Annotated in this window: 20 protein-coding genes; all 20 read right to left on the bottom strand. The window is 43.5% G+C overall.

The window, feature by feature from the left end:
• Positions 1 to 10: 10 nt before the first annotated feature.
• Complete coding sequence (gene atpD, locus Cabys_RS14080) at positions 11 to 1,408, bottom strand: F0F1 ATP synthase subunit beta (protein ID WP_006926779.1); 1,398 nt, start codon at positions 1,406 to 1,408, stop codon at positions 11 to 13.
• 33 nt (positions 1,409 to 1,441) lie between these two features.
• Complete coding sequence (gene atpG, locus Cabys_RS14085; protein ID WP_006926780.1) at positions 1,442 to 2,311, bottom strand: ATP synthase F1 subunit gamma; 870 nt, start codon at positions 2,309 to 2,311, stop codon at positions 1,442 to 1,444.
• A gap of 2 nt (positions 2,312 to 2,313) precedes the next feature.
• Positions 2,314 to 3,834: a F0F1 ATP synthase subunit alpha gene (atpA, locus tag Cabys_RS14090; protein WP_006926781.1), complete on the bottom strand. Its 1,521-nt coding sequence runs from the start codon at positions 3,832 to 3,834 to the stop codon at positions 2,314 to 2,316.
• Positions 3,835 to 3,858: 24 nt separating this feature from the next.
• Positions 3,859 to 4,392 (bottom strand): ATP synthase F1 subunit delta, encoded by a 534-nt coding sequence (gene atpH, locus Cabys_RS14095; RefSeq protein WP_006926782.1) that lies wholly within the window; start codon positions 4,390 to 4,392, stop codon positions 3,859 to 3,861.
• A gap of 19 nt (positions 4,393 to 4,411) precedes the next feature.
• The gene (gene atpF, locus Cabys_RS14100) at positions 4,412 to 4,906 is read right to left on the bottom strand and encodes a F0F1 ATP synthase subunit B (protein ID WP_006926783.1); all 495 of its coding nucleotides are present in this window, start codon (positions 4,904 to 4,906) and stop codon (positions 4,412 to 4,414) included.
• 14 nt (positions 4,907 to 4,920) lie between these two features.
• A complete protein-coding gene (locus tag Cabys_RS14105) occupies positions 4,921 to 5,154 on the bottom strand; it encodes an ATP synthase F0 subunit C (RefSeq protein WP_044281512.1) in 234 nt (77 codons plus the stop codon).
• 46 nt (positions 5,155 to 5,200) lie between these two features.
• Entirely contained in the window at positions 5,201 to 6,049 is an 849-nt protein-coding gene (gene atpB / locus Cabys_RS14110; protein ID WP_006926785.1) for a F0F1 ATP synthase subunit A, read from the bottom strand.
• A gap of 3 nt (positions 6,050 to 6,052) precedes the next feature.
• Complete coding sequence (locus Cabys_RS14115; protein ID WP_006926786.1) at positions 6,053 to 6,436, bottom strand: hypothetical protein; 384 nt, start codon at positions 6,434 to 6,436, stop codon at positions 6,053 to 6,055.
• A gap of 2 nt (positions 6,437 to 6,438) precedes the next feature.
• The gene (locus Cabys_RS14120) at positions 6,439 to 6,684 is read right to left on the bottom strand and encodes an AtpZ/AtpI family protein (RefSeq protein WP_006926787.1); all 246 of its coding nucleotides are present in this window, start codon (positions 6,682 to 6,684) and stop codon (positions 6,439 to 6,441) included.
• Positions 6,671 to 7,075, bottom strand: a complete 405-nt coding sequence (locus Cabys_RS14125; RefSeq protein WP_006926788.1) for a bactofilin family protein — start codon at positions 7,073 to 7,075, stop codon at positions 6,671 to 6,673. The genes Cabys_RS14120 and Cabys_RS14125 overlap by 14 nt, the downstream gene beginning before the upstream one ends.
• 22 nt (positions 7,076 to 7,097) lie before the next feature.
• Positions 7,098 to 7,892, bottom strand: a complete 795-nt coding sequence (locus tag Cabys_RS14130; protein ID WP_006926789.1) for a M23 family metallopeptidase — start codon at positions 7,890 to 7,892, stop codon at positions 7,098 to 7,100.
• 7 nt (positions 7,893 to 7,899) lie between these two features.
• The gene (locus Cabys_RS14135) at positions 7,900 to 8,775 is read right to left on the bottom strand and encodes a ParB/RepB/Spo0J family partition protein (protein WP_006926790.1); all 876 of its coding nucleotides are present in this window, start codon (positions 8,773 to 8,775) and stop codon (positions 7,900 to 7,902) included.
• Entirely contained in the window at positions 8,759 to 9,526 is a 768-nt protein-coding gene (locus tag Cabys_RS14140) for a ParA family protein (protein WP_006926791.1), read from the bottom strand. Before Cabys_RS14140 ends, Cabys_RS14135 begins: the two co-directional genes overlap by 17 nt.
• 907 nt (positions 9,527 to 10,433) lie before the next feature.
• On the bottom strand, positions 10,434 to 12,494 hold the full coding sequence (locus Cabys_RS14145; RefSeq protein ID WP_006926792.1) for a serine/threonine-protein kinase: 2,061 nt from the start codon (positions 12,492 to 12,494) through the stop codon (positions 10,434 to 10,436).
• A 25-nt stretch (positions 12,495 to 12,519) separates the two neighbouring features.
• A complete protein-coding gene (locus Cabys_RS14150; RefSeq protein WP_006926794.1) occupies positions 12,520 to 13,464 on the bottom strand; it encodes a serine/threonine protein kinase in 945 nt (314 codons plus the stop codon).
• Positions 13,454 to 14,911, bottom strand: a complete 1,458-nt coding sequence (locus Cabys_RS14155; RefSeq protein ID WP_006926795.1) for an FHA domain-containing protein — start codon at positions 14,909 to 14,911, stop codon at positions 13,454 to 13,456. The genes Cabys_RS14150 and Cabys_RS14155 overlap by 11 nt, the downstream gene beginning before the upstream one ends.
• A 12-nt stretch (positions 14,912 to 14,923) precedes the next feature.
• Positions 14,924 to 16,228 carry a Stp1/IreP family PP2C-type Ser/Thr phosphatase gene (locus Cabys_RS14160; RefSeq protein ID WP_006926796.1) on the bottom strand — a complete coding sequence of 435 codons (1,305 nt, stop codon included), beginning with the start codon at positions 16,226 to 16,228 and terminating at the stop codon, positions 14,924 to 14,926.
• Positions 16,229 to 16,252: 24 nt separating this feature from the next.
• Positions 16,253 to 17,707: an FHA domain-containing protein gene (locus Cabys_RS14165; protein ID WP_006926797.1), complete on the bottom strand. Its 1,455-nt coding sequence runs from the start codon at positions 17,705 to 17,707 to the stop codon at positions 16,253 to 16,255.
• Positions 17,708 to 17,724: 17 nt separating this feature from the next.
• Entirely contained in the window at positions 17,725 to 18,546 is an 822-nt protein-coding gene (locus Cabys_RS19680) for an FHA domain-containing protein (protein WP_006926798.1), read from the bottom strand.
• 40 nt (positions 18,547 to 18,586) lie between these two features.
• Complete coding sequence (locus Cabys_RS14180) at positions 18,587 to 19,204, bottom strand: FHA domain-containing protein (protein ID WP_006926799.1); 618 nt, start codon at positions 19,202 to 19,204, stop codon at positions 18,587 to 18,589.
• Positions 19,205 to 19,225 lie beyond the last annotated feature (21 nt).

The following is a 19,225-nucleotide window of genomic DNA, read 5'->3' on the forward strand; positions in this document are numbered from 1 at the left end:
TTTTTTACAATTATTTTTGTTTCATTTTTTCATAGTTCTCGAGCACTTCGTCTATGGTTCCCACCATGTAAAAAGCCTGTTCGGGAATGTGGTCGTATTCGCCTTCGATCAAGCCCTTAAAGCCTCGAATGGTTTCTTCCAGTGGAACGTATCTGCCCTGTACGCCGGTGAACTGTTCGGCTACGAAAAAGGGCTGAGATAAAAAGCGTTGAATTTTACGCGCACGGGCAACCGTTAATTTATCTTCTTCGCTCAATTCATCCATACCGAGGATGGCAATGATATCCTGCAGATCTTTATATTTTTGCAAAACTTCCTGCACGGTTTTGGCAACATAGTAATGCTCTTCGCCAACAATTCTTGGATCAAGAATTCGCGAGGTGGAATCCAGCGGGTCCACAGCAGGATAAATACCCAGCTCGGCAATCTGACGCGAAAGCACGGTGGTTGCGTCAAGGTGCGAAAAGGTGGTTGCCGGCGCGGGGTCTGTCAGGTCGTCGGCGGGCACGTAAATGGCCTGCACCGAGGTAATCGATCCTTTTTTGGTAGAGGTAATGCGCTCCTGCAGTTCGCCCATTTCCGTGGCCAGAGTTGGCTGATAGCCCACGGCCGAAGGCATACGGCCCAACAGAGCGGATACTTCGGAACCGGCCTGGGTAAAGCGGAAAATGTTATCAATAAATAAAAGGACGTCTTTTCCTTCTTCATCGCGGAAGTATTCGGCAATAGTCAACCCGGTTAAACCAACGCGTTGACGCGCGCCCGGCGGTTCGTTCATCTGTCCGAAAACCAGAGCGGTTTTTGAAAGCACGCCCGATTCTTTCATCTCCAGCCACAAATCGTTTCCTTCGCGCGTCCGTTCGCCCACGCCCGAAAATACGGAAAAACCGCCGTGTTCGGTGGCGATGTTGCGGATCAATTCCATAATCAACACGGTTTTGCCCACGCCGGCGCCGCCAAACAAACCGGTTTTGCCGCCCTTGGAATAGGGCTCTAACAGGTCGATAACCTTTATGCCTGTTTCCAGCACCTCTTCTGTGGTGCTCAGTTCTTCCATGGCCGGGGCCGGCCGGTGAATGGGATAGCGTTTGGCGGTTGCTATCTCGCCCTGTTCGTCAATGGGTTCGCCGATCACATTGATCAAACGTCCCAGAGTTTCCGGGCCAACCGGCACGGAAATGGGTTCTCCCGTGTCAATAACTTCCATATCTCTGGTCAAACCGTCTGTGGAATCCATGGCCACCGAACGCACCATATTTTCACCCAGATGTTGGTGCACTTCGGTAATCAGCGTGGTGCCATCCTGACGGGTAATTTTTAATGCATTGTAAATCTGCGGAAGTTCGCCTTCCTTGAATTCAACGTCAATAACCGGGCCAATGATTTGTCGAATTCTACCTTTATTCATAGCATTTTCCTAATTTTGAATTTCGCTTGATGTTTAACTTTCTTTTAATGCCTCGGCGCCGCTGACAATCTCAGAGATTTCTGTAGTGATGGACGCCTGACGCGATCTATTGTAAAAAATGGTCAATTGATGAACCATTTCCTCGGCGTTTTCTGTAGCGTTTTCCATGGCTGTCATTCTTGCGCCCTGCTCGGCGGCATTGCTTTCTAACAGAATGCGCCATGTTTGTACGCGCAAATGGCGGGGAATAACCGCATTTAAAATGGTTTCTTTATCCGGTTCATACAAAAAATCCACCTGCTCAGAACTTTTAACCATCTCCTCATCCGGCACAAAGGGCAAAAACTGCTCAACAATTACATTTTGCTGTACAGCCGATTTGAATTCATTGTAAATAAATTCAACACGATCGAACCGCTGCTCCTGGTAGATGCGCAGGATGGTGTCTGTCACTTCCACGGCATCGTGGAAGTTTAAATCGTTAAAGAAATTAATCTTACTGGTGTTAATTGTCACCGGCCTTTTTCGGAAATATTCCAGCCCTTTGCGTCCCACTAAATAGAGTTCCACTTCGGTGTCCTGATATTCCTGAACTCTTTCATGGGCGCGACGGATAATATTGTGATTGAACGCGCCGCACAGGCCGCGGTCAGCGGTAACCACCACCAACAGCACTTTTTGCACCGGCCGATGGATCATTAATGGGACTTCCTTCTTATCGCCCATAAGAGCCGTTAAGTGCGCTATCAGATCACGCAGTTCATAGGAATAGGGCCTGAAGGCGACGATATTTTCCTGAGCTTTGCGCAATTTGGCCGCCGCGACCATTTTCATCGCTTTGGTAATTTGCTGCGTACTTCGGACGCTGGCAATTCTTTTCCGGATTTCCCGCAGGTTTGCCATGCTTATTCCTCAACCTTGAAGTTGGCAATAAATGTTTCCAGAACCTTGTTCATCTTTTCCCGCCACTCGTCGGTCAAAATCTTTTTCTCGGCCACCTCGCTCAACAAATCGGCGTGCTTCATTTCCAGATACTCGATAAATTCCGTTTCAAAGCGTTTTAAAACGCCAACGGGAAGCTTATCCAAAAAACCGTTTGTGCCGGCGTAAATAATGGCGATCTGCTTTTCGAAAGGAATCGGTCGATATTGATCCTGCTTCAAGATTTCCACCAGACGTTCGCCGCGACGCAGCTGCTGCTGAGTGGTTTCATCCAGATCGGAGCCGAACTTGGCAAAGGCTTCCATCTCGCGATATTGCGCCAGATCAAGACGCAAACGGCCGGCCACCTGCTTCATGGCTTTAATTTGCGCATTGCCGCCCACACGGGAGACCGAGATACCCACGTTAATAGCGGGACGCACGCCGGAATAAAATAATCCCGATTCCAGAAAAATCTGTCCATCGGTAATGGAAATGACGTTGGTCGGAATGTAAGCGGAAACGTCGCCGGCCTGAGTCTCGATAATGGGCAGAGCCGTCAGCGAACCGCCGCCCTGATCGTCGCTCAATTTGGCCGCACGTTCCAGCAGACGTGAGTGCAAATAGAACACGTCGCCGGGATACGCTTCACGGCCTGGCGGACGACGCAGCAGCAAGGAGACCTGGCGATAGGCCCAGGCGTGTTTGGTAAGATCGTCGTAAACCACCAGCGCATGGCGCCCGCTATCACGGAAGTATTCGCCAATGGCCGCGCCGGCATAAGGCGCAACATACTGCAGAGGCGCAGGCTCGCTGGCGCTGGCCGCCACCACAATGGTGTGCTCCATGGCGCCGAACTCTTCCAGAGTTCTTACCACCTTGGCCACGGTGGATGCTTTTTGACCGATGGCCACATAAATACAAATAACGTCTTTGCCTTTTTGATTGATGATGGTGTCAATGGCGATGGCCGTTTTTCCGGTCTGGCGGTCGCCGATGATCAACTCACGCTGCCCGCGACCGATGGGGATCATGGAGTCAATGGCCTTGATACCCGTGGCCAGCGGTTCTTTCACCGGCTGACGATAAATTACGCCGGGCGCTTTGCGTTCCAACTTCATGGAAGCGGTCGCTTCAATTTTGCCCTTGCCGTCTAACGGTAGGCCAAGGGGATTGATCACGCGCCCGATCATGGCCTCGCCAACCGGCACTTCCATTACTCGTCCGGTGCGTTTGACCTGATCGCCTTCTTTAATTAAGGTGTCTTCGCCAAATAAGATGGCGCCGACATTATCTTCTTCCAGGTTGAGCACCATGCCCATTACTTCGTGTGGAAACTCGACCAGCTCGCCGGCCATTACGTTTTCCAGGCCGTAAATACGCGCAATACCGTCGCCAACCTGCAAAACGGTGCCCACCTCGTAAACATCCGTTTCCTTCTCAAAATCTCGTAACTGTTTCTTTAAGATGGCAGATACTTCATCGGGTCTTACTGCATCACCCATTGATTACTTCCTCACTTTTTAACATTACCGAGCTGTTAATTTTTCGCGCAGTTTATTCAACTGCAAGCGAATACTGTTGTCGATGACAACATCCTGAACGCGAAGCACAAAGCCGCCTAAAATGTCCGGCTGAACGCGGGGGTACAATTTGACGTTTTTGCCCCACATCTCTTCCAGGCGTTTTTTGATGGCCGCCAGCTGACTTTCATCAAGCTCCACCGCGCTAACCACTTCTCCTTCAACGATGTTTCGATATTCCAGCATCATCTGCCGAAAATTTTCGAGAATAGCCGGCAAAACGCGCAGACGCCGTTTGGCTGCCAGCAATCGTAAAAAGTTTTTGGTCATCGGGTTGGCTTTTTGGCCAATCATCTCTTCCAACGCCTCAATTTTCTTTTCATCCTTGATCAGCGGATTTGCCAGATACTGGCCAAGCTCATCGCTTTGGCGCTGCAAATCGCTCAGCAAGAGAAAATCTTTCTCTATCTGCTCCAGGATGTTGTTTTCCTGAGCCAGCTGGAAAATGGCTTTGGTGTATCTTTTGGCTACTCGGTTCAATGCCTTGTTTCCTTAACGTTTAATTATTTGTTGACTTTGGCAATGTTTTGATGTATTCGTCAACAATTGATTTTTGCTTTTCTCTATCCAGATTTTGCATGATGATCTTTTCAGCAGCGGTTACGGCCAGGTCGGCAATCTCAGTTTTTAACGAGATTAAGGCGCTCTCTTTTTCCTGCTCAATTTCCTTTTTGGCCTGCTCAACAATCTTTTGCGATTCTTCTCTGGCCTGCACCAACAGTTCCTGACGTTTTTGCTCGGCAAGCTCTCGGCTCTCTTTCAGAAGTCGCTGCGCTTCGCTTTCCGCTTCGGCCATCATTTTACGATGTTGTTCAAGCAGTTGCTGCGCTTCTTCGCGCTGCTTTTGCGCATTTTCCAGGTCTTCGCGGATAGCTTTTTCCCGATTTTCGATGGTAGCCAGGATTGGCTTAAGCGCCACCTTGGACAGGACCACCAGAACAACTAAAAAGGTGATCCACGTCCAGATCATCATCCCGGGATCTAAATTTAACATGTTTTAATCCCCAATTATGGTTTAATACTTGCCAATAAAAAGCAAACAACCACGCCAAACAATGCAATACCTTCAATCATAGCTGCCGCAATAATCATCGTGATACGAATTGCGCCGCCGGCTTCCGGTTGACGAGCCGTTCCGTCCATTGCAGCCGCAGCAATTTTACCAATACCAAATCCAGCGCCAAAGGTTACCAGACCTGCGCCCAAACCGGCTGCCAGATACGCTAATGCATAAGACCACATACCCATTTGTAAAACCTCCTTAAATTATTGTTTGTTGTTTTCTATTTTAGTGTTCAGGATTTACGCTCATTCCGATAAACAATGCCGAAAGCATCGTAAAAATGTACGCCTGAATTAAAGCCACTAACATCTCTAAAAAATAAACAAAAACGCCAAAGCCCACAGAGACTGGCGAGACTAAAAATGTTTTAAACAGAATAATCAATCCTAAAAAGGCAAACAGCACAATGTGGCCGGCGACCATGTTGGCAAAAAGACGAATGGTAAGCGCCACATGTTTGGCGATAAGTCCCATAATTTCTACGACAAACATTAATGGCCACAAATAAAAAGGAACGCCATGCGGCACCAGCGACTTGTAAAAACCAAGCAAACCATGCTCTTTAATGCCAAAATATTGCGTTGAAAACAGTGTAACAATCGCCAGGGCCGCGGTTACGTTTACATTCCCGGTGGCCGTAGTAAACAAAGGAATCAGGCCCATTAAGTTGGCCACCAGTATAAAGAAGAAAAAGGTAATCAGCAAGGGCGTAAAACGTTTCCCCTGCTCTTCGCCCATATTGGCAATGGCGATTTCATCGCGGATAAAAAGAACAATCCATTCCAGCAGCGCGCCAAAACCGACGGGCGTTAAACCCTTACGCCGATAAGCCACGGTAAATAAGGCGATGGTTATTAATCCGGCAATCCAGAGCATAACCACATGATTGGTGATGGAAAGGTTTATTTCCGCGCCCAGAATATGTATGGGCTGGAATTGAGGCAAGTGGACCTTAAGCCCCGGAAGATACCACTCACCGCTATTTTGAACATGGTGTTGAATCCACTCGCTTAAATTTTCACTTTTATGCGCCACGCTATCAGCCACAGTGGTGGTTGCGCTCAAAATGGACATAACTTACGATTCCTTCCTTAAGTGGCTATTAATCATCCAAATTTCCCACATTTGATATAAGACGTATAATATAAAAAAAGATATAATAAAAGTAAATTGTTCAATGTAGTTTTTTTGCAGCATAAACAGAATAATGGCCAGCAAAGCCAGAACACGAATTCCCATGCCTGTAAAAAACGTTTTCATAAACTTCTTTGCTTCTTTATCGATTGTGAATCTTATAATTAAAAAGGCAAAAACGACGTTCACCGTATTGATTATTCCCGAAATCCACAAAGAATTTATTTTTTCTTCATTGAACTGTAAAATGACCGCAAAGCCCCAGCTGCTTGCTCCGTAAATGAGCAATATGACCAGCACTCCCGCTAAAAATTTTGTAATGCGCATCGCTACTTTCGGTTTGAATGTTGTAATACTTTAATCATATTATAAATTCCAAGCCCAAATCCCATAAAGACGCCCGTAACCACGCCAAAAGGACTGCTATCCCACTTTTGATCTAATAAATTTCCAAGATAGCCAAAAAAGAGAACCCCGCCCATGAGCACATAAACAATACTCAGCAAAGGCGCGGCAATCTGAAACGCCCGATGGATATCCTGAGCTAATTTTCGTTTTTTTTTATTTTGTTGCATTGTGTTTCAGGGGCTGCTTTTTGTCAAAAGCTTCATTTTTTGTACCGGCCCCCATATCCGAAGTTCCCTGAAAAACAGCGCCTTCGTCAATAATTAATTTGCTGGCCTTTAATTCGCCAATCAAACTGGATTTAGACTCTAACACCAGCTTCTGGCTGACGTTAACCTTACCTTCTATTTTTCCGCCAATAATAGCATTATTAGCCTGAATTTCTCCTTCCACTCTCCCTGTTTCGCCAACGGTTAATGTATTTTTGCAAATTATTTTACCTTTAACCGTGCCGTCTATTCTCAGGCTACTCTCGGTGGCAATTTCGCCATTGATAACCGTACCTTTTCCGATGAAATTCAACTCGCTTGAGCTGCTTTCGGAACTTCCTTTAAATGCCATATCATATTTCCTTTTTTGTAAATTACCGTTCGTTCAAATAGTTAATTGGATTAACCGGCTGACTATTTCGCCAGATTTCGTAATGCAAGTGCGGACCGGATGTAATTTTACCGGTATTGCCCAGCAGGGCTATAACCTGCCCTTTGCGCACCTGTTCCAGTTCTTTTACCAGATTGATCTGATTGTGCTTGTACACCGTAATAAAACCAAACGAGTGTAAGATGATCAGCACATTGCCGCCGTCATTCGTCCAGCCTTCAAAAAGCACCACCCCGTCTGCCGGAGCGCGAATGGGCGTATCGGTTTTCGCCGCAATATCGATGCCCAGGTGCGCATCGCTGATCAGCGACGATGGTTCATAGCCGCGCGCAATAAACCCTTCCACCGGAATCAACGACGGGATGTTATTAAAAAGGGACCGTTCACGTCCGATGTCCATCATTTCAAAGTTCAGATCATTCCACGATACCGAATCCAGGTTTCCGGATTCTTCAACATTGATGTACCCTTCGAATGATGAACGAATTTTTTTCTGAAAATTTTGCAAGGCGACCAGCTGCTCTTTTAACTGATCCACTTGCTTCAGGCTTTTAACCAGCTTAAAGTTCTCCTCCTTAAGATGATTGTTCTCTAAAACCAGAGAGCCTAACTTCCAGTAGGCAATAAATCCTCCGGAAATCAAAAAAAACAAAATAATTGTAACAACGATTAAAAAGCGCACCATTCCGACCGATAGCCTAAAAGAGCGCGATTCTTCTTTTCCGTCCGGAATGATCAAAAAATTGATATATTTTTTTTGCGGTGTACGATGCGCCATTTTTCTCCTACTCTTTCAATCGTTCAAAGATTTCATACAGACGATTCAAATCTTCCGGCGAATAAAACTCCACCTCAATGGTGCCCCCTTCTTTACGGGAGCGAATATTAACTTTGGTGCCGAATATTTCCCGCAATTCGGCTTCCATCCGCTGGATGTAAACAGACCGCTTGGGTCTTCTGGCCTGCTCTTCTACTTCTTTTTTCTGTTGAAAATCTTTGACCATCTGTTCCACTTTACGAACAGACAATTTATTTTTGACCACTTTTTGCCAGATTTTAAACTGCGCGTCTTTATCTTCTACAGAAAGCAGGGCGCGCGCATGGCCCATGCTGATCTCTTCTTTTTGAACGCTCTCTCTGATTTTGGGAGGCAGTTTGAGCAGGCGGATGAAGTTGGTTATGGTGGAGCGATCTTTGCCAATTTTTTTGGCGACTTCATCCTGGGTTAGATTACACTCTTCGATGAGACGTTGGTAAGCCTGTGCCTGTTCGATGGGATTGAGGTGATCGCGCTGCACATTTTCGATCAGGGCCAGCTCCAGCATCTCTTCTTTGGTTTCTACTTCAATAATATATGCGGGTATTTTTTCGTAGCCCAGCTCCGAAACGGCCCTCAGGCGTCGTTCGCCGGCGATCAATTCGTAATAATTGTCTTTGCGCCGCACTGTAATGGGTTGAATAATCCCGTTTTCTTCAATGGAGGCTTTTAGTTCTTCTAATTTACGAGGATCAAAGTCCTGCCTTGGCTGGAAAGGGTTCGGGCGTACCAATGCCACTTCCACTTCGGTCAATGACCCGGCGCCTTTTACCGCCGATGCAACCTGTTCTTTTTCCGGGATGAGGGCGCTCAGTCCCCGTCCCAGTCTATTTGTTTTCTTCACCGATTACTTCCTCTGCCAGACTGATATAATCCTGACTTCCAACACATACCGCATCATACATGATAATGGGCTTGCCAAAACTTGGCGCCTCGCCCAACCGCACATTGCGGTGAATGACGGTATTGTACACTTTTTCATTGAAATATTCACGCACCTCTTCGGCAACCTGATTACACAAATTCAGGCGATTATCGTACATCGTCAGCAAAACGCCCTCGATGGATAACCCCGAGTTAAGACTTTTTTGAACCAGATGAATGGTATTTAAAAGTTGAGACAACCCCTCCAATGCGTAATACTCACATTGAATGGGGATGAGTACCGAATTCGCAGCGGTCAAAGCATTCAAGGTCAACAACCCCAGCGAAGGCGGACAATCGATAAAGATAAAGTCGTATTGATCCCTCACCTCTGCCAGCCGTTCTTTTAAACGATGCTCACGGGACTGGACGTCAACCAGCTCAATTTCCGCGCCCACCAGCCTAATATGGGAAGGAATCACATCCAGGAAGGGCACTTTGCTTTTGGTAATAACATCCTGCGCGGGAACCTCATCCATTAAAAGTTCATAGGTGGAATATTTTTGTTCATCGGGCACCAGACCAATTCCGCTGGTGGCGTTTGCCTGAGGATCGATATCCACTAAAAGGACGCTTTTTTCGGCCACGGCTATGCAACTGGCAAGATTAATAGCCGTGGTGGTTTTGCCCACGCCGCCTTTCTGATTCGTAATCGTAATTACTTTTCCCATACCATCCATTTCCATTATTAAATCATATTTTTAAACTTATCAATTTAAACCACATATCAAATCAAATCAAGCGGATTTTTTGGCGAGTCTTTAAAAGAAGTTTGAAAAAATATTTGAAGCAGAGATTCTTTTAGAATAATTACCTTGAAATATCTGTTTCGCCAGGGGGGATGCGATTTTTTTTCTGTTTTAAAAACTCATCCTCCATCTCCTTTTTTTAAGAAACCTTTGAAAAAAATCAGAAAAATTAGAGAATTTTAAACTTTTTATGTTTTGACAAATTTTCTAACTCATCCCCTAAAAAGTTAACTTATGTTTTATCAAACAATTAAGTCCCCATCCTTGTCCTGTGGATCTTTTCAAAAGACTCACAGAGCATGAAGGGGGAAAACAGTGGGTGAGTTTTTATAAAAATTAATGAGTTCAGTATAAAAACCACGAATTTCACGAATGGACACGAATATATTGTATGTAATTTAAATAAAAACAATAGTCCCATTTACATGAAATTCGATAACAATACCTTTTTAGAGGGGACTCATTAATATTTAAAATGTTTCTTTAAATAAAAAAAGAGAAGAGATGTAAATTATGCCGATTTGCTGAGTTTTCATCTTACATGATGAGATACAGTTCTATTTTTTCTTTCCGATCCTGGCGTTCCTTTTTAGCTGACGCTGTACAGAAGTGTTTGCGTTAAAAAATCTTTGTGCGCTTTGTGACTTATTTGCGCTCCTGGTGGTTCGTTTTTGGTTGCGGTTTGGTTGCCCTGGAATAACGTGGCGTGCGCCAGGAAACAAACGCAAAAAATACCATGCGATGCGAGAAAACCATAAGGGGCTAAGCGCCGGGTGGCTCCAGAGCAGGGCAAATCAAAGCCGCCCGCCGCGCTTCCGGAAAACTACCTTTAAATCAAACCGTCAATGATGAGATTGTCGAGCAAAATACTTCCGGCCTTTTCAGGCAAAAGCAATCCGATTTGCTTCAATGCCCGATTTAACGGAAGTTTTGTTTTATTCTGCATTTCGCCATTTATCAAAAGAACTATTTCATCATTAAGGGCAATGACCTCGACGATTAAAATATTTTTGTTTTTGAATTGAGAAAAAGACATAGGATATTCTTTCCATTTAAAGGTCTTCTTATTCTGCAAAAGGGCAATCGATAATTTATGATTGATCATATCTAAAAGTGAGGTGTACAAAAAATCATCTTCGTATTTTACGGAAAGGCCCAGATTCTCATTTCGAGATGCGGGAAAGTCCCGGGCAAGATCTAATCGGGCAATAATTCCCGAGGTTGCGCCATTTAAGTCAACCGGAAAATAATAGGCCATTGCACCTTTTGATTGCTTTTTATTGATGATTAAGCGGTCGTTTTCGATTGCTACCGTCATCATATCTGTATTTAATTCGGTGAAAGTTTTATAGTCAGATTCCGCGCCGGAAAAGGTCTGTTCCAGTAACGTATTAGAAATTAATAGATTATTTTTTTTCAAATATTTGATAGCGTTTGGTGAAAACTTTATTTCATCTTTTAAAGGGGCGGCGGCATTGTAACTCGCAACGAGGGTAACTTCATCCCCATTTTTACAGAGCGTTTTTGCCGGGGGAACGGTTTTTAACACGGCGCCCATTGCATTCGACCGGTTTTTAACTTTCTTCAAATTAACTTTTAGGCCCTGTTTTTTCAGGTAGTTAATTGCCGCAAACACGTCCGCGCCAATCAGATCAGGCAAATATAAGTATTTGGGCCCTTTGCTCACCCACAAACGGACAGCGGATTTCGAATGGTCGGTAAATTCCAGATTAAATACCTGATCGTGCGGAATATTCTCTCTGTAAACATATTCGGTTATTACTTCATGGCCCTTATTTATTAGCTCCTGCTGCACCTGTTCTACAGGCTCGCCAATATATTTATCCAGCGATGTTCTGCTGTTAAATTGCCAGAATATGACGCCTGCCAGCAAAAAGACCGCCACTACCACGCCCAGAACCAGGGGCAGCCAGTTAGATTGACGATTATCTATATTGCTTCTGGATTTAGTGGGCTTCTTTTTCGGGCGCTCGCTTACGACCGGAGTTTTTTTCTGCACAGTCACACGACTATTTTTCGTTGGTTGCTGCGCCTGCGTAAAATGGGCAAAAATCAAATTTGAAAACTGAGAACAGGTCTGAAATCTCTTTTCCGGATCTTTATCGGTCGCTTTATTAATGACATCAACCAGCCAGTTGGGAATATCCTTATTAAAAGTCCTCGGATCAATGATGGGTTCTTTAACGATTTCTTCCATCAATTTAATAGGATTGTCAGTGGGATGGTACGGCAATTTTCCTGTGGCTAATTGGTAGAGCAACACGCCCAGGCTGTAAATATCGGAACGATGATCAACGCCGGCCGCGTTCTGGATTTGTTCCGGACTCATAAAATAGGGCGAACCTAACTGGGCGCCCGTTCGCGTATGCCCCTCTTGATCCAGCGCCTTGGCAATTCCAAAATCACTTATTTTGGCCACTTCATATCCATGAAAATAACCGGAATATTCCGAAAGAAGGATATTCATTGGCTTGATATCGCGATGAATCACTCCCTTTTGATGGGCATAATCCATACCGGCAAGAATTTGTGTAAAAACAGGAACAATTTCTTCAAGCTTCAGGCCATGGCCCCTCTGCTTAATCACCTCGCTAAGAGCCGGCCCGGGAATATATTCCAGAAGAATAAAATACTTGTTATCAACCCGTTCCACATTGTAACAGCGCACAATATTGGGATGGTTTAAGTCCAGTTGCAGACGCGCTTCTTGCAAAAAACGTTTACGTATATGTGGATCTTCCGCGTAATGGTCGTAAAGCAGTTTCATAGCCATTTTCATACCAGTAAGCTCATCCCGCACCAGGTAAACCGTGGCCATACCGCCAGAGCCAAGTGTTTTGATTTTCTGGTATTTTCCGATTCTCTCCATTTTCACCCTTTCACCTTCTTGTGATTCAATTCTGCATAAGCATTAAAAGTAAAATTAACAGAAAACTAATGGTCAGATAATTGGCCAAAACCAACAGACAACCGGGGTTTTGCGCTTTTTTCAACTTATTTAAGCGAATTTCATCCAGCCTTTGCAAAATTTCGTTACAGGTTTTAAAACGTTGTTCTGGCTCCCTGGCCATCATTTTGATAATGATTTTTTGTAACCATACCGGCACATTCCGGTTTTGACTGGCAATAGGGATAATATTGTTGGTCATTATTGCATTTACCAGTTCAGTAATAGAATTGTTCTTCTGGGGATAGGGAGTTTTTGCCGTGCACACATAATAGAATGTTGCTCCCAGGCTGTAAATATCGGAACGGTGATCCACATTCGCCGGATTTTGAATTTGTTCCGGACTCATGAACGAATAGGTACCCAGGCGAACATCGCTACGCGTTAAATCGCTTACGCCCAGCGCTTTGGCAATTCCCAGGTCTCCCAGCTTGACCACACTATGTTCACTGAATCCCATTCCCGAATCGTACACAAAAATATTATGCGGTTTAATATCGCGGTGCACGATGCCTTTTTCATGCAAATACTGAAGCGCATTTAAAATCTGTTTAAAATATGCCAGCATTAAATTCAATGACAGTGGCTCCCCGATTTGTTCAATTAATTGCGCTAAATTGAGCCCCGGCACATACTCCAACAGTAAATAGATTTTATTATCCTCTTCAAAAACGTCGTAACAACGGATGATGTTGGGATGTTTTAGCGCAAGTAATATACCTGCTTCGGTTAAAAATCTCTTTTTGATTCTTGGATTTGCGGCATATTTCGGCAACAGGGTTTTTAAAGCGAACGGTTTACCAAGCTTTTTATGCATTGCCAGATAAACCGAAGCGATGCCGCCTTCTCCCAACTTTTTGGTTATAATTAAATCCTTAAGCTTAACGTCCACGATGCTTTTCGAGCTTAATCAATAAAGATTCGATTTCTTCTGTATCCTGAACAAAAGGTTCAAATTTAGATTGTATTTGATTGATATTATTAACCGCGTTTTGATAACTGATGGACACATCGTTAACCAAAAGTACAACGCCAGATAACGCTTCGATACCGCTCAATTTATTGGCGTTCGTTTTTAACCAATCCATAGTTTCAGAAAAAGAATCCGCTATTTTTAAAAGCTTTTGGCTTTCAACATCTAAAAGACGATAGGCCGATAAAAATTGATTGGCGGTTATTTTAAGATGTTGTGCATTAGATGAGAGAGGACTTTCTCTGAACTGATCGGCGGCCCGTTGATAGGCGATGAATGAATCATAGGTCCTGTTTAAATGGGTGTTGTACAAAAAAAGCGTGTTTAAATCTTGTTTAAAATGTTTAAGAGATTCTTTGGTCTTTGAGGGGATTACAACACTCAGTATTTTGAAACCCGATTGTTGTTCTAAATCATTTAAATTCTGGATAATCGTTTGGTAGTATGGTTTCATATCCGACAGGACGCTTATATCGGCAACACAATCAGCCAATAATTCTTCTTTTTCTGCCATACTTTGCCGGGTAAATTCCTCAGACGATAACTTTTTTACGATTTGATCTCTAAGTTCCTGTGGATTGGGCCCTTGAATATAACGAATGCCAAACACAAAAAAGACTAAAAACAGCACAAATAAAGATGGAATCAGAATTTGATTTATTCGCTTTTCCTTTTTTAATTGAGTGTATGAAAAGGTGGTGTCATAAAGTCTGCGCATGGCGCTTTTCTTTTTCGGCTTTGGCGCTCCCTGAGTCAAAGAAAAAATACAATGGATTCCATTAATGGAGATTGTATCGCCTTCCGATATCTTTTCTTTCTTTAACGGCCTCCCGTTGAACAGAATACCGGGTTTATTGAATAAATTTCGGGCTACAAACTGGCCTTTTTCAATCGCAACCTTTACCAGTCGGTTTTCGTCATGCAGGTCTGGCGACCAATACATATCCCGCTTTTGTTCATCAAAACAAAAGTAACCGGGCAATGTTTTAACGCGTTCTGTTTGTCCGGTGTGAGAAAAAGTTAACATGATTTCCCATACAGGTTCCGTTTGCTCTTTTTTTTCCGGCCCCGGCGCTTGTTGAAAAGACAATAAATAACTGCCCAATAATATCTGATCGCCGGCCTTTACAAACTCCGTCGCCTTTAAGATGTTGCCGTTTAAAATAGCCGGCGTCTTTCCTGCCGGCGTAATAATCAACTTTGGCCCTTTTACCTCGACAACGAGATTGATTTCATCAACATCTTCGCCGGGCAGTCTTAGATCCGTTGCTTTTCCGGAACCAATGGTCAGCCGTTTTTGATCGATCTGATAGCGGATCAGTACTTCCCGCTTTGCATTGCGAACGGTGATGGTCCAATGTTTCATTTTTCTAACTTTCTATTTTTGTTCAGTTTGTTTTACCTGTTTTTCAACGCTGGTATCCGGCTGTGCGCTTGTGGAATCCTCGCCAAAAAGTTTATCGAAACCAAGATCCTGAAGAAACTTAATTTTACTCGCCTCATCCGTCAAAGAATCGCCGGGCGTTCCTGCAGATACCATTAATTTAAAACGGCCATCGCTTTTTTGGATGGCGATGGGTTCATTTTTGGGATAATAAAGGGTGTGTATTTTTATGGTATCCAGCTTGATCCGAATGGAATGCAGAAAGGCTTCTCTTTCTTTACGGGATGGCGGGAGAAACAGCAAAGAATGGAACTCACCGATATTCAGGATTTTTTCTTTGTTCTTCTCTGATCCTCTGTCATTCAATATTTTATTTGAATTATCATTAGTCATAATCGGCGATATAACGGTTTTCGATTTGGAAACGACTCTTTTAATTAGTGATTTTTGATATAATGTAAAAAATAAGCCAGTAACTATTAACACAGACAGAGCGGACAAAATTACAACCCATTTCTTTTTATTTTTCTTGGGTTGCCCACTTAGATTTTTTCCTCTTATCGAGGCGGGATCTTTTATTTTTAGTAACTGGATGGTGATATTATCACGCCCGCCGTTTTTATTTGCCTCCCGGATTAATTTTTGTGCGGTTTTATCCAGGTTGGATGTGCTATTCAGAATTTGTGCGATTTTTTCATCGCTCACCATATCTGTCAACCCGTCCGAACAGAGTAAAAAGATATCGCCTTCTTTTACGGGCACAGGCGAAGAAGCAATTTCCGGCTCAGAGTTCAGATATCCGATGCACCTGGAAATCCGATTTTTATACTGATGGTTTGTAGCCTGCGAGTTACTCAACACACCGCGTTTTACTAATTCGCTAACATAGGTATGATCATTGGTTAGCTGGATTAATTTTTTATCGCGAAACAAATATAAACGGCTATCGCCCACATGGGCATAGAAAATTTCTTTACCATTAAAAAGAACGGCAACCAGGGTGGTACCCATTTCTGCCAGATGTTGTTTTTGCGCCGAACGTTTACGAATCACTTCGTTGGCAAATTTTACAGAATTTACAAAGAATGAAATGGGTTCATTGAATTTCTTTTTAAAATATTCTCCGATGGCCTTTACTGCCAACTGGCTGGCAATCTCGCCCCCTTCTACGCCGCCCATTCCATCGCACAAAACCAGCAGCAACCACCCTTCATTCTGGAATGCGGCATAATAGTCTTCATTATTCTGACGTCTTTTCCCCACATCTGATATATTAAACAATTCGTAGTTTTTGACCATGGTAAATATCCCTATTTACTTTTATTAGTACCGTATTAACTCCACCTGATAACCAACCGGCCCAAAAGACAAAACGTCGCCATCGTTCAAAACGGCTTGTTTTACTTTTTTCCCATTTAGCCAAACGCCATTGGTGCTCCCCAAATCCGTGATTACGATTTGCCCATCCTGATAATCGATTAGTGCGTGCTCCCTTGAGACCTTTGGATTATTGATTTGAATCTGGCAGGAAGGTGATTTGCCAATTTTAGTCGGATAATTTTCAATGACTATCGGATCATCATTTTTGCCTCGTAAAACGCAAACGGTGGGTAATCCTTTTTCTAAAACTAAAGTGCGATTAAGCTTATCCGCTTCAGCGCTTTCTTTTTCCCTCTCTTTATTATTTAACAGTTGGCCGACGTAATCCAGATTCTTGCGAAATTTTTTCAATTCCCTTTCATACCAGTTTTCCTTCTCTCTGGCCTCACGTTCCACCGCTTCAACATCCTGCTTTTTGCGAAGATAAATTCCGATTGTAAGCCCCATGCTGCTTAAAACAATAAGCAAAATCGCAACCATACTCCACGTCGAAAATCTCTCAGGCGTGGCGATTACTCTTTCGCTTATGGTCCTCAAGGTATCATTAGCGGTATGAATTTCTATGGCCAGGGGACCGTTTAAGCCCCCTGGCTCTGCTTTTAAATTGTATTGAACAACATAAAAAGCCATGATGTTGTTTTTAATCTGTTGATACGCTTTGAGGATATCCTGTCTTTTTTGGGGATGCTGGTAGGCGCCGGCTGTAAAATCCGATATTTTTTCCAGATTCTTCAGATAGATAGGATTCACTCTGGTATATCCGACGGAAAATACCTTAACCTGTTTATTGATGGCCTCTTCAATACAATCATCCAGCGTATAGGCCAGCGAACCATCATTTTTTCCATCCGAAAAAAGAATCAAAAAACGGAGTGGAGGGCTTTTGTATTGATCGAAAACATTGATCGCTTTGTAGATTCCGTAATAGAGTTCAGTAAGGTTCTCTTTAGCCGTTAATTTTTGGACCTTGTTACGGATTAATTCATAATCCGTTGTAAAAGGTTGAAGCAGATAAAATTCGTTTCCAAAAGCGCAAAGCCCGATTCGAATTGGCGGTTTTAGCCTTTTGGTAAAATCTTTGATAGCCTGTTTTACTTCACCAATCGGGTTTTTATTCATACTCCCGCTAATATCAACACAAAAAAGAATATCTACGGGCTTTCCGGAATGGATATAAGGTTCAATAGAAAAGTCATCGATCTTTTCTTCGCCGATTTTGAGAGTCACATCAGAAGGTCGAATGACAGGCAAGCGATTCTGCGTTTCCCCTTGCAGACGAATAACCAACTGATCGGTCGGATAGATGCCCGCAGGCTCTTGCACAATTTGGAGGTTAAGCTCCCCACCCCAGAGGATTGAAAAAAACAATAAACTAAACGCCAGCAACAATAACTTCATGATGTGCTTTACCTTTACTAAATGTCTTCAAAATAATCCTTTTGCAAAAAATCTTGTGGTCGTTCATAACGCACAACGCGCGTTCTACTCAGAATATCATGAAAGGCGCGTTTTTCAGGATGAAAGCCACACATCACATGACCGATCAAAACCAGTGAAGACAAAATCTGAGCAAAAAACCTACCGGTTGCCCGGCCAAAGGTAACCGGATTTAAATCGTTATCGACCAGAAATATCTGAAATAAACGCATCCCCACGGTTGCCTGATATCTTGAAGACCATTGTAATGCAAAATATAACCAGGCAAAAATTATCATAAGGAAAGAAATGAACACCGTAAAACCACTGCCCGGTCTGAAACCACCCGGCCCATCCGCCAGGGCATTGGCGAGCAAAGCAAAGAAAAGTCCTATGAAAAGGACGCCCAGATTTACAATTAACATATCGAAAATTGAGGCTCCGAATCGTACCCAAAAGCCGCCATATTTGTAAACATAATCATTGGTATCCTGAACCGATACTGAAGGCGCCGGCGCTGAAACCGCCGATGGCGCGCTACTTCTTCTTCGTGTTTTTTCTTTAAACAGAGATAATACTTGATCCCAGGTCAGGGTATATTGATTACCCAGGATGATCTCATCTGTGGGGCCAATTCGTTGAGGCTTGTTCTGGGGAATGAGTTGACCGTTAATCGTTGTTCCGTTGCGGCTTCCAATATCCGTCAGGTAATAATTACCATCGCTTTGCAATTCAATAATACAATGGTGCGTTGATACTTTTGCAAAATCAGACGGAATAATTAAATCGTTGTCTTTTCCTCTGCCTATACGTTTTTTCATCACACACTCCTTCCTAAATATTTAGAAATCAATCCTTGTTTTAATTTTCCTTTCCAGGCGCTTCGCCAATTATTTTGATTTTGAATACCGTCTTACCCATTTTGATGATATCATTGTCTTTTAAAGTAGCGCGGTCAATAGATTCTTCTCCGTCGTTAATAAATGTACCGTTAACGCTTAACTTGTCTTCGATAAAAGTCTTATTGCCTCTGAAAAGAATGATCGCATGGTCGCCGCTCATCGCCATATCATTGATGACAATATCATTATTCGTATTACGCCCGATGCTATTTTTTCCAAGATAAAGCGGATAATGATCGCCATAGGGATTGTGGCTATAGGTGACGAGAAATCCTTCAATTCGTTTTTTCACGGTTGCGCGTTTTTGCGCAATAAGCGCACTCTCTTCGTCTTTTTCCAGAATTTTGTCGGGGACGGTCTGGTCTGGTATTGTTTCATCACTCATTATTCTTTTTTGAATCGGCGGATCATCTTGAGGTAACGTGTCATAATCTGGCACGGTGCTCTCTAATGCGGCTGTCTCTTCGGAATCCAGATTGACCATATTTTCCTCTTCTTCTGCACTCTTACAAAACGGGCATTCACTAAATTTTGAATCATCATAAACATGCCCCATTCTACATTTGGTAAAAGCCATATTTTTTTCCTCCTGATTATA

This window comes from Caldithrix abyssi DSM 13497, from assembly GCF_001886815.1.
Lineage (GTDB): Bacteria > Calditrichota > Calditrichia > Calditrichales > Calditrichaceae > Caldithrix > Caldithrix abyssi.

What these genes read in the sequence shown, in the direction of transcription:
- atpF (WP_006926783.1), bottom strand. Translation starts at nt 4,906, where the DNA reads ATGTTAAATTTAGATCCCGGGATGATGATCTGGACGTGGATCACCTTT.
- Cabys_RS14125 (WP_006926788.1), bottom strand. Translation starts at nt 7,075, where the DNA reads ATGGCATTTAAAGGAAGTTCCGAAAGCAGCTCAAGCGAGTTGAATTTC.
- atpB (WP_006926785.1), bottom strand. Translation starts at nt 6,049, where the DNA reads ATGTCCATTTTGAGCGCAACCACCACTGTGGCTGATAGCGTGGCGCAT.
- atpG (WP_006926780.1), bottom strand. Translation starts at nt 2,311, where the DNA reads ATGGCAAACCTGCGGGAAATCCGGAAAAGAATTGCCAGCGTCCGAAGT.
- atpD (WP_006926779.1), bottom strand. Translation starts at nt 1,408, where the DNA reads ATGAATAAAGGTAGAATTCGACAAATCATTGGCCCGGTTATTGACGTT.
- Cabys_RS14155 (WP_006926795.1), bottom strand. Translation starts at nt 14,911, where the DNA reads ATGAAACATTGGACCATCACCGTTCGCAATGCAAAGCGGGAAGTACTG.
- Cabys_RS14165 (WP_006926797.1), bottom strand. Translation starts at nt 17,707, where the DNA reads ATGAAGTTATTGTTGCTGGCGTTTAGTTTATTGTTTTTTTCAATCCTC.
- Cabys_RS14180 (WP_006926799.1), bottom strand. Translation starts at nt 19,204, where the DNA reads ATGGCTTTTACCAAATGTAGAATGGGGCATGTTTATGATGATTCAAAA.
- Cabys_RS14120 (WP_006926787.1), bottom strand. Translation starts at nt 6,684, where the DNA reads ATGCAACAAAATAAAAAAAAACGAAAATTAGCTCAGGATATCCATCGG.
- Cabys_RS14140 (WP_006926791.1), bottom strand. Translation starts at nt 9,526, where the DNA reads ATGGGAAAAGTAATTACGATTACGAATCAGAAAGGCGGCGTGGGCAAA.
- Cabys_RS14160 (WP_006926796.1), bottom strand. Translation starts at nt 16,228, where the DNA reads ATGGTCAAAAACTACGAATTGTTTAATATATCAGATGTGGGGAAAAGA.
- Cabys_RS14105 (WP_044281512.1), bottom strand. Translation starts at nt 5,154, where the DNA reads ATGTGGTCTTATGCATTAGCGTATCTGGCAGCCGGTTTGGGCGCAGGT.
- Cabys_RS19680 (WP_006926798.1), bottom strand. Translation starts at nt 18,546, where the DNA reads ATGAAAAAACGTATAGGCAGAGGAAAAGACAACGATTTAATTATTCCG.
- Cabys_RS14145 (WP_006926792.1), bottom strand. Translation starts at nt 12,494, where the DNA reads ATGGAGAGAATCGGAAAATACCAGAAAATCAAAACACTTGGCTCTGGC.
- atpA (WP_006926781.1), bottom strand. Translation starts at nt 3,834, where the DNA reads ATGGGTGATGCAGTAAGACCCGATGAAGTATCTGCCATCTTAAAGAAA.
- Cabys_RS14115 (WP_006926786.1), bottom strand. Translation starts at nt 6,436, where the DNA reads ATGCGCATTACAAAATTTTTAGCGGGAGTGCTGGTCATATTGCTCATT.
- Cabys_RS14130 (WP_006926789.1), bottom strand. Translation starts at nt 7,892, where the DNA reads ATGGCGCATCGTACACCGCAAAAAAAATATATCAATTTTTTGATCATT.